A 9622-nucleotide genomic window follows, 5' to 3' on the forward strand; every position below is an offset into this window, starting at 1 on the left:
ATTTAATCCCTTCAAGCGTAGCGGCCTGCAAGCTTCCGTCGTAATAGCAGCTCCTACTGGTCTAGACCTCGGTCGGCTCTGTCCTAATCTTGATGTATGACCACCACGCCTCATGACGGGTCCTGCCATGGCTGAAGCAACAAGCATCGTGGGGGACATCGATCGTTCCAGCAACGTTCCGATCTACATCCAGCTCCGCGAGATCCTGCGGGCCTTCATCGCTGAGTCCTGCCCTCCGGGTTCGTCACTTCCCTCGGAGCGCGACCTGTCGCTCCGCTTTGGCCTCGCCCGAATGACCGTCCGCCAGGCCATTGATGCCCTGGTCGGCGAAGAAGTCATCGAGCGGGTCGTCGGGCTTGGGACCTTCGTCCGTAAGCCCAAGCTGGACCTTCAGGTAAAACTGACCTCCTACAGCGAGGAAATGCAACGCCGCGGAATGGTGCCTGCGGCCAAGGTGCTGAGCTTCGAGCAAATCGCTGCGAGTGCCTTCCTGGCGCGCGAACTGCAGTTGGATGAGGGGACGCCATTGGTCCGCTTCAGGAGGCTTCTGCTGGCCGACAATGAACCCATGAGCGTGGATGAGAATTTCATTCCTGCCCACCGCGTTCCGGGGCTTCTGGACGAAGCCCCGCCGACGTCGCTGTACAACGTCCTCAGCGAACGGTTCGGGCTCGTCATGGAGTGGGGCGAAGACATGATCGAGGCCACCGCCGCCTCGCCTTCGACGGCACGGCTGCTGAACGTTGACGTTGGCTCGCCCTTGCTCAAGATCCAGCGGCACGCGTTTGTTGCCCGTGCCATGGTCGACTACTCGGTGTCCTACTATCGGGCCGACCGGTACAAGTTGTGGGTCCCGCTGCAGCGTCCAGGAGTGAGGCCAACACGCAACTACTCATCGGGTTACCGGAGCCAGTAGGACCTCAGGGGCAGCGCTCCAGGCTCACTTGCCCTTGGACGGGTTAAACGGGAAAGGCCCGGTGTTTGGATGAGATCCAAACACCGGGCCCTTCTTCTGCCTGGCGGTGCCTAGTGGCTGAGGGTCTTCTGGCTTTCGCCAGCCTCAACGGCCTCGTCGTGGCCGTGTCCGTGGGCGTGTGCCGCTTCCAGCTCCGCCGGGGTGGCGGGAGCGACGCGGTCCTCGAAGAACCACTTGGACAGTGCGGCCCGACGCTTCTCCTTGCGGGTGACGACGCCGTGCTCGTTCGGCTGTGCCGGGATCGGAGCCGGGGACTCGAAGCCCACAAGCTTGTAGCGCTTGTACTCGTCCAGCGGAGCGTGGACCTCGATGAACTCACCGTGGGGGAGCCGGACAATGCGACCGGTCTCACGGCCGTGGAGTGCGATCTCACGGTCCTTGCGCTGGAGAGCCAGGGCAATGCGCTTGGTGACAACGAACGCGATGACCGGGCCAATGAAGAACAAAGCCCGCAGCCAGTAAGTGACGTCGTTCAGGGATACATGGAAGTGCGTCGCGATGAGGTCGGAACCTGCAGCAGCCCACATCACGCAGTACCAGGTGAAACCTGCTACACCAATCGCAGTACGCGTAGGAGCGTTGCGCGGACGGTCAAGCACGTGGTGCTCACGGTCATCCTTGGTTACCCAGCGCTCGATCCACGGGTACATGAACAGGACGGTGAAGATAATGCCTGCGGGAACCAGTGCCGGCAGGAGGACGTTCAGCGTCAGCGTGTAGCCGAAGATCACGTACTCGAAGTGGAAGTCGTTGATGACACCGGGCATGAGTCGCAAGGCGCCGTCGACGAAACCGATGTACCAGTCAGGCTGGGTACCTGCAGACACCGGGGAGGGGTCGTACGGTCCGTAGTTCCAGATCGGGTTGATGGTGAAGGCTGCAGCCATGAGGGCAACCACACCGAACACGATGAAGAAGAAGCCGCCGGCCTTCGCCGCGTAGACCGGGCCAAGGGGGTAGCCGACGACGTTGCCGTCATTGCGTCCCGGGCCGGGGTACTGGGTGTGCTTGTGAACAACAACCATGAAGAGGTGGATGACAATCATCAGCAGGATGAGGGCAGGCACCAGAAGGATGTGCAGCACGTAGAGGCGTCCAATGATGGCCGTACCCGGGAACTCGCCGCCAAAGAGGAAGAACGAGATATAGGTGCCGATCACCGGGATGGACTTGATGACGCCGTCGATGATGCGCAGGCCGTTGCCGGACAGCAGGTCATCGGGGAGGGAGTAGCCGGTAAAGCCTGCTGCCATCGCCAGGATCAGCAGGACACCGCCCACAACCCAGTTCATTTCGCGCGGCTTGCGGAATGCGCCCGTGAAGAACACGCGCAGCATGTGCACACCGAGGGAAGCAACAAACAGGAGGGCTGCCCAGTGGTGGACCTGGCGCATGAAGAGGCCGCCGCGGACATCGAAGGAGATGTTCAGCGAAGAGCTGTAGGCCACGGACATTTCGACGTTGTACAACGGCGTGTAGGAACCCTGGTAGTGGGTTTCCGCCATCGACGGATCGAAGAAGAACGTCAGGAATGTACCCGACAGCAGCAGGATGACGAAGGAGTACAGCGCCACCTCACCGAACATGAATGACCAGTGGTCGGGAAAGACTTTGCGGCCGAACTCACGCAGGATGCCGGAGCCACCCACGCGCTGGTCAACAAAGTCAGTGAAACGTCCTACCTTGGTCTTCGCTACGAAGGGGGCTTCAGCTGTTGATGAGGCGCTCATGCTCGTCACGCTCCCAGTAACTCGGTCCTACAGGTTCTTTGAAGTCGCTGGTGGCGACCAGGTAGCCCTCTGCGTCAACTGCGATGGGCAGCTGGGGGAGCGGACGGCTTGCCGGTCCAAAGATGACCTTGCATTCCTGCGTGAGGTCGAACGTGGACTGGTGGCACGGGCACAGCAGGTGGTGCGTCTGCTGCTCGTACAGAGCGACAGGGCAACCAACGTGGGTGCAGATTTTGGAGTAGGCAACGATGCCGTTGTAACCCCAGTTTTCACGGCCCGGTGAAGGGTTCAGCGAGTTGGGGTCAAGGCGCATCAACAACACGACTGCCTTGGCTTTCTCGTTGAGCTTGCCTTCATGGAGCTCGTTCAGGCCTTCCGGAATGACGTGGAAGGCCGAACCGATGGTGACGTCCGAGGCCTTGATGGGGGTGCCATCAGGATCGCGGGTCAGGCGCTTGAGCTTGCCGCCCTCGGGTGCCCACATGGTGTGGGCAAGCTTGTCGTCCGGGCGGGGACCCAGGTCACCGAAGATGGCCAGCGCCGGCAGGGGGGCCAGGGCAACTGCGCCGAGAAGGGTGTTGCGGATCAGCGGACGGCGCTTGATACCGGTTTCCTCGACGATGTCGTCCACGATCCGGACTGCAGCCTGGCGGTCGTCCTCGGTACGGATTGCGTGGCGCTCTTCCGAGACCTCGTGATCGGGCATCAGGGCCTTGGCCCAGTGCACGATGCCGGTACCAATGCCCAGCATGGCGAAGGCCGTTCCCAGACCCAGAAGCAGGTTCTGCGTGCGGATGGTGGCGATGCTCGAGTCATCGCCAAGATCGATGGCGAAGTACGCCACCAGGAAGACCAGCGTTCCGATAACGGAAGTGCCAAACAGAATGGCTACCTGACGCTCGGCACGCTTTGCGGCTACCGGGTCCGTGTCAGCCAGGCGCAAACGATGCGGAGGAAGACCAGGATCCTGGAACTTCTCCACCTCATTCTGACCAGCCGTAGCTACGGTGCCCGAGTGGTTCGGACTGCCGTCACTATGGTTGCCCATAATTCGCCTCATCCTTCTCTCGTTGTCTCGGCCTTCGCCGAGTTAATGTTCAGTTCCAAACTGCTGACCGTGCAGCAGAAAATTTTGTCCGTCCGGACTAGGACGTACGGGACGTCAGCCAGATGGTGAAGGCGATGATGACACCGAGGCCGGCGACCCAGACAAACAGGCCTTCAGCAACAGGGCCCAGGGAGCCGAGGTCGGCACCGCCCGGAGAGCCGTTCGCTTCAATCGTCTTCAGGAAGGTGATGATGTCGCGCTTGTCTTCCGGGGTGACGTTGGAGTCGCTGAACACGGGCATGTTCTGCGGACCCGTGGCCATGGCTTCGTAGATGTGCTTGCCGGTGACATCGGCAAGGGCGGGAGCAAACTTGCCGCGGGTCAGTGCACCGCCGGCGGCTGCTGCGTTGTGGCACATGGCGCAGTTGACCCGGAAGAGCTCGCCACCGTTGGCTGCATCTCCCTTTTCGTCCAGGAGGTGCTCTTCCGGAATGGCCGGACCCGCGCCGAGGGATGCAACATAGGCGGACAGTTGCGTGGTCTGCTCTTCGTTGAACTGGAGGGGCTTCTTCTGGGCCTGCGGGCCATTCATCTGCATGGGCATACGGCCGGTGCCAACCTGGAAGTCAACAGCAGCGGCACCAACGCCGACCAGCGAGGGCCCGTCCTGGGTTCCGCTGGCACCCATGCCGTGGCAAGTGGCGCAGTTGGCGGCAAAGAGCTTGCCGCCTTCTTCTACGTCGCTGGCGCTGTAGCTGGTGGTGTCGGCCTTGGCCTGGTTGACAGATGTGGCAACGGCGTAAAGCCCACCAGTGAGGAGGAGGCCCATCAGCAGCAGCGCTATGGCTGCCAGTGGGTGACGTCGCTTCTGCGAGAGTGCCTTCACGTGGTGGTTCCTTTATTCGATCCTGCGTCGGCTCCGTGAGCCGCTTCTTGAAATTCTGCCTCTTGTAGAAAAAGAGTCAAAGCCGGGCTACTTGAGGACGTAGATGACCAGGAAGAGGCCGATCCACACGACGTCGACGAAGTGCCAGTAGTACGAGGTGACGATCGCGGAGGTGGCTTCAAAGTGCCCGAACTTCTTGGCAGCAAAGGCGCGGCCGATGATGAAGAGGAATGCGATCAGGCCGCCGAGGACGTGGAGGCCGTGGAAGCCCGTGGTCATGTAGAAGGCAGAACCGTACGCATTGGACGACAGGGAAACGTGCTCGGAGACGAGCATCGCGTATTCGGTGGTCTGGCCGGCTACGAAGAAAGCGCCCATGATGAACGTAAGGATGAACCATTCGTTCATGCCCCAGCGGCTGATCTGCAGCGGACCGCCCGTGCGGCGCGGTTCAAGCCTCTCGGCGGCGAAGACGCCCATCTGGCAAGTGAATGAACTTGCCACGAGGACGATCGTGTTGACGAGCGCAAACGGGAAGTTGAGCTTGGCCGTCTCCTCGGCCCACATCACTCCGGAGGTGGAGCGCAGGGTGAAGTACATGGCAAAGAGGCCGGCGAAGAACATCAACTCACTGGACAGCCAAACTACGGTTCCAACAGAAACCAGATTAGGGCGGTTCAGCGTCGGGTGCGCCGGGGTACTGGGGGCATGGGTCGCAGATGTCACAAGGACATTATGTCTGTAAAAGTCCAGAGTTCCCAATGCAAACCACCGATTCGGGAGACTTTTTCTACAAAGACGCGAAATCGCGCGGAAAAGTTCCCGGTCCGGTTCACATTGGTCAGGGGCGCGGCTCGGTCGATAGCATCAGGAGGTGACTTCTCCGGCATCGGCACCTGTGGCCAGCAATACCTGGCCTGGCCTCATCTCTGCACTCATCGACGGCGACGATCTCGCGGCCGCCAATACGGAGTGGGCCATGAATACCATCATGGCCGGCGATGCGACGCCTGCCCAGATCGCAGGTTTCCTTGTCGCGCTCCGGGCCAAGGGTGAAACCGTGGAGGAACTCGCCGGGCTGGTGGCTGCCATGCTTCAGAACGCCAATGAGATTTCCATCACGGGCGAGAAGCTGGACATCGTGGGAACGGGTGGGGACCGCCTCAATACGGTCAACATCTCCACCATGGCGTCGCTGGTTGCTGCCGGAGCCGGTGCCAAGGTGGTCAAGCACGGCAACAGGGCCGCCTCGTCCACTTCCGGATCGGCCGATGTGCTGGAAGCACTTGGCGTCCGCCTGGACCTGACCATTGAGCAGGTCGCGCGGAACGCCGAAGAGGCCGGAATCACGTTCTGCTTTGCCCAGGTATTCCACCCGTCGTTCCGCCATACGGCCGTGCCTCGGCGGGAGCTTGCTGTTCCCACCGCCTTCAACTTCCTGGGTCCCATGACCAATCCCGCGCATGTCCAGGCGTCAGCCGTGGGTGTGGCCAATGCACGCATGGCTCCCTTGGTGGCCGGTGTCCTCGCACGCCGCGGCAGCCGGGGCCTGGTGTTCCGTGGTGATGACGGTTTGGACGAGTTGACGCCTACCGGACCTTCCACTGTCTGGGAAATCCGCGACGGCGCTGTGACCGAGCAGGTGTTCTCGCCCGCGGAACTCGGCATCGCGCCCTCAACGGTGGCTGACCTGCGGGGAGGAGATGCTGCTGCCAATGCCGCAGTCGTCAGGGAAATCCTCGACGGAAAGACCGGACCGGTGAGGGACGCCGTGCTCCTGAATGCAGCCGCAGGCCTCGTGGCCGCTGACCTCACGGCGGAAGGCCCGTTGCTGGGGAGGATGCAGGCGGCGTATGCCAAGGCTGCCGACGCCGTCGACTCCGGGAAGGCGGCTGCCGTCCTTCAAAAGTGGACGGCCCTGAGTCGTAGCTAGTGCCCGCAGCCAACCGGGCGCAGCCAACGGGCCGTAGGCCACCGTCCGCAGGCCGGGCCGTCGCCATGGGGCGGCGTCGTGGGGGTGCCGGCTTATTCGAAGCCCAGGGCGAAGGCAGCGTCCAGGTCATGCTGCGAGTAAGCCCGGAAGGCGATGTGCGTGGTGGTGTGAACCACTGAAGGTACTTTTGAGAGACGGTCGGCGATGACGTCTGCCAGGTCTTCGTGCTGCGTGACCCTGGCCACCGCGATGAGGTCCCATTCCCCCGTGACGGAGTAGACCTCGCTGATGCCCTGGATCGCCGAGATCTGCTCGGCCGTTTCCGGTATGCGCGACGCATCGGTCTTGATCAGGACGAAAGCAGTGATCAACGTGGGGCCTTTCGTGAATAGCGTCATTGCGGACGCTCTTTAGCCTAGTGCATGGGGGTGGCGGCAGGCCCTTCACGCCCGGCGTTGCCGTTGCCGGCGGCCCCGTCTGATCAGGGCAGCCACGGCCCGGAAGCCCAGGAGGAAGACGCCGAGGCTCAGGAGGGCCACGATGACGAACGGCACCACTACTGTCTGTCCGGTGATCGCCCGCAGCGCCATTCCCACAGCGACAGTGACGAGCCATACGCCCACGCCGGATGGCCACAGAGCCAACGGCTGCCGCCAGACGCGAAGGAGCAGCCACGCCCCTGCCGCGCCGGCCAGGAAAGGCCAAGCTGTGGCGAAGGCGCCCGTGATGATGTCACCCCGCGCGTGGGCGTCGCGGCCTATGGCTGCGAAGACGAGAATCAGGACGAGGTCGCCGATGGCAGCCGGGACCCAGGTGCGTGGTGAGGATTGCATGGTTTCGAGGTTATCCTCCCTCGCCCCGCGCAGGCGAAGCGTCGATCGGAACCGGGCGTACCGCCGTCGGGCGTTGTGTACGGAAACCCACGCGACTAGCCTCGGACGGGGGACGTCTGGTTCCCTCCATCAAACTGTGGAAGGTGGCTCGTGCAGAAGATTTCTACCTGTTTGTGGTTCGACGGCCAGGCCGCTGAAGCGGCCGGCTTCTATACATCGATTTTCGACAACTCGGCCATCCTCGGTTCCATGCCAGGGCCGGACGGATCTCCCATGACCGTTGAATTTGAAGTCGAAGGCCGGCAGTTCATGGCCCTCAACGGCGGGCCTGCCTTCTCCTTCACCGAAGCGGTGTCGCTGGTAGTGAACTGCGCATCGCAGGACGAGGTTGACCGTTATTGGGATGCGCTGCTTGAGGGCGGGGGAGAGGAGAGCCAGTGCGGATGGCTGAAGGACAAATACGGATTGTCCTGGCAGATTGTTCCCACGGCCCTCCCGCAGCTGTTGAACGGTCCGGACCCCGAAGGCTCAAGGCGGGCCATGGAAGCGATGCTGACGATGCGGAAACTGGACGTGAACGTTTTGCAAAAGGCTTACGACGGCGGCTAACGGCTTCGCGGGGCATGGCACCTCGACGTGCTGGCACGACAGCGGCGGTACAACAACGAAACAACCCTAAGGAGAAGTCATGACAACCAGGCTCAACCCCTACATTTCCTTCCGGGACAATGCCAGGGACGCCATCAACTTTTACGAATCGGTGTTCGGCGGGGAACTCACGCTGAGCACGTTCGGCGATTTCCAGGTCAGCGACGATCCCGCCGAAGCGGACAAGGTCATGCATTCCATGCTCGTGGCTCCAAGCGGACTGACCATTATGGCTGCCGATACGCCAAACGGCATGGATTACAACCCTGGCAACAACATGTCGGTCTCACTCAGCGGTGAGTCGGCTGACGAAGCCGAACTGCGCGGCTACTGGGACAAGCTTTCCGACGGCGGGACGGTCACCATGCCGCTGGAGCAGGCGCCGTGGGGCGACAGCTTTGGCATGTGCGTCGATAAATTCGGCATCGCATGGTTGGTCAATATCGCGGGGGAGCACCAGGCCCAGCAGTAGGGTCAACGCCCGGATGCCCCGCCCTCCAGTGGCGGGGCATTCCCTTGGCGATCCTAGGCCTGACGGGGGAGCACCAGCAGATAGCCCGCCTGGAGTCCGCTGCTCCATCGGCGTGGCTCGCGGACCACAAACTGGGTGGACAGCTGTTCCGGCGTCAAAAGACTGTTTGGGGCGGGGGATGGGCCCCACTGGCCACTGCCGTGGGGGTACAGCGGATCCAGGACGTGGATGCCGGTCACGGAAAAGTCGGTGAAAAGGGCCGGGTCGCCCACGGATTCAAACCCGCTCATCACCCATGCGTGGCGGCCGCTCCACATCACCAGGCCCACGGGACGCCCGGTTTCGGTGATGGCGCGCGCTGCCGTCCGCAATGCGTCCTGGTAATCCGGGATGCTGACAACTTCGTAGGGACCCAGCCCCACCTCTGTCTGCACCTGTGCCCAGCCCAGCGGGTTGGCGCCATTGAACGAGTTGGATGACCGCGCCCGCGCCATGTCCCACAGTTCGTTCTGCTGGGCTCGACCGGCCCACTGTGCACCGCCGGTGTCGTCCATCAGGTTGTGTGCCATTTGAATGCTTGCAGCGACACACCAGTCGAAGGTGTACTGCGGTACGAAGTCGCCCTCTTGGTAAAGGTTGAGAGCAAACGGCCCCGGGAGAGGGGGAGGGGCAGGTGCCGGCTGTGTCGGCGGAGGTGGCGCCGGGGTACTTTCGCCTGCGGGCAGCGCAGATGGGGTCGGCAGCGGTTGATCAATCTGCCCCGCTGCCGGCAGGGTCATGGTGCTTGATGGCGTTGGCTGTGTTTCTGCGCCGGGCGCGGCAGTGCACCCTGCAAGCAGGCTCGACAGAACGACGAACCATGCAAGGAGACGGGTTGGGCTGCCTGTCATGACCGGTTCATTCTAGCGCGACGGGGAAATGGCGCCCAGAACTTCCTCGCCGGAGTCAGGGGACCGGTGAAGTGATTCAGCTGCCGGGATTCAGTGTTCAACTTTACATAATGTAGATTATCGGCGTTAAAGTGAGACGAGTAGAAGTAGATGAGATAACTCGTCCAAAGCTGTCATGCAGCGTTTTCCCATGTCAGGGATCGGTT

11 protein-coding genes are annotated in these 9622 nt (G+C 62.1%); 4 read left to right on the plus strand and 7 right to left on the minus strand.

The window, feature by feature from the left end; translation table 11 throughout:
• Nucleotides 1-127 precede the first annotated feature (127 nt).
• Nucleotides 128-916, plus strand: a complete 789-nt coding sequence (locus tag ACSVIE_RS10085) for a GntR family transcriptional regulator (RefSeq protein ID WP_426002748.1) — start codon at nt 128-130, stop codon at nt 914-916.
• A 110-nt stretch (nt 917-1026) separates the two neighbouring features.
• Here the strand turns inward: ACSVIE_RS10085 and qcrB are convergent, their stop codons facing one another.
• The 4 genes from qcrB to ctaE all read right to left on the minus strand — a co-directional run bounded on the left by qcrB (nt 1027) and on the right by ctaE (nt 5366).
• Nucleotides 1027-2706 (minus strand): cytochrome bc1 complex cytochrome b subunit, encoded by a 1680-nt coding sequence (gene qcrB / locus ACSVIE_RS10090; RefSeq protein ID WP_442423704.1) that lies wholly within the window; start codon nt 2704-2706, stop codon nt 1027-1029.
• Nucleotides 2684-3754: a cytochrome bc1 complex Rieske iron-sulfur subunit gene (gene qcrA / locus ACSVIE_RS10095; RefSeq protein ID WP_426002746.1), complete on the minus strand. Its 1071-nt coding sequence runs from the start codon at nt 3752-3754 to the stop codon at nt 2684-2686. Before qcrA ends, qcrB begins: the two co-directional genes overlap by 23 nt.
• 97 nt (nt 3755-3851) lie before the next feature.
• Nucleotides 3852-4640, minus strand: a complete 789-nt coding sequence (qcrC, locus tag ACSVIE_RS10100; protein ID WP_426002745.1) for a cytochrome bc1 complex diheme cytochrome c subunit — start codon at nt 4638-4640, stop codon at nt 3852-3854.
• Between the two features lie 87 nt (nt 4641-4727).
• Entirely contained in the window at nt 4728-5366 is a 639-nt protein-coding gene (gene ctaE / locus ACSVIE_RS10105; protein WP_442423705.1) for an aa3-type cytochrome oxidase subunit III, read from the minus strand.
• 148 nt (nt 5367-5514) lie between these two features.
• On the opposite strand from ctaE, the gene trpD reads away from it, so the two are divergent.
• The gene (gene trpD, locus ACSVIE_RS10110) at nt 5515-6573 is read left to right on the plus strand and encodes an anthranilate phosphoribosyltransferase (RefSeq protein WP_442423706.1); all 1059 of its coding nucleotides are present in this window, start codon (nt 5515-5517) and stop codon (nt 6571-6573) included.
• Nucleotides 6574-6665: 92 nt separating this feature from the next.
• Here trpD and ACSVIE_RS10115 read toward each other — a convergent pair whose 3' ends face one another.
• The gene (locus ACSVIE_RS10115; protein WP_426007537.1) at nt 6666-6944 is read right to left on the minus strand and encodes an Lrp/AsnC family transcriptional regulator; all 279 of its coding nucleotides are present in this window, start codon (nt 6942-6944) and stop codon (nt 6666-6668) included.
• A 72-nt stretch (nt 6945-7016) separates the two neighbouring features.
• A complete protein-coding gene (locus ACSVIE_RS10120; protein WP_442423707.1) occupies nt 7017-7406 on the minus strand; it encodes a DUF3054 domain-containing protein in 390 nt (129 codons plus the stop codon).
• Nucleotides 7407-7556: 150 nt separating this feature from the next.
• Here ACSVIE_RS10120 and ACSVIE_RS10125 point away from each other — a divergent pair, with 150 nt between their 5' ends.
• Both ACSVIE_RS10125 and ACSVIE_RS10130 read left to right on the plus strand, forming a co-directional pair.
• Nucleotides 7557-8015, plus strand: a complete 459-nt coding sequence (locus ACSVIE_RS10125) for a VOC family protein (protein WP_426002741.1) — start codon at nt 7557-7559, stop codon at nt 8013-8015.
• A gap of 79 nt (nt 8016-8094) precedes the next feature.
• Nucleotides 8095-8526 (plus strand): VOC family protein, encoded by a 432-nt coding sequence (locus ACSVIE_RS10130; protein WP_442423708.1) that lies wholly within the window; start codon nt 8095-8097, stop codon nt 8524-8526.
• A 53-nt stretch (nt 8527-8579) separates the two neighbouring features.
• Here ACSVIE_RS10130 and ACSVIE_RS10135 read toward each other — a convergent pair whose 3' ends face one another.
• Entirely contained in the window at nt 8580-9416 is an 837-nt protein-coding gene (locus tag ACSVIE_RS10135; RefSeq protein ID WP_442423709.1) for a hypothetical protein, read from the minus strand.
• Nucleotides 9417-9622: the final 206 nt, after the last annotated feature.

Origin of the sequence: Paenarthrobacter sp. NCHU4564, assembly GCF_052156435.1 — a bacterium.
Lineage (GTDB): Bacteria > Actinomycetota > Actinomycetes > Actinomycetales > Micrococcaceae > Arthrobacter.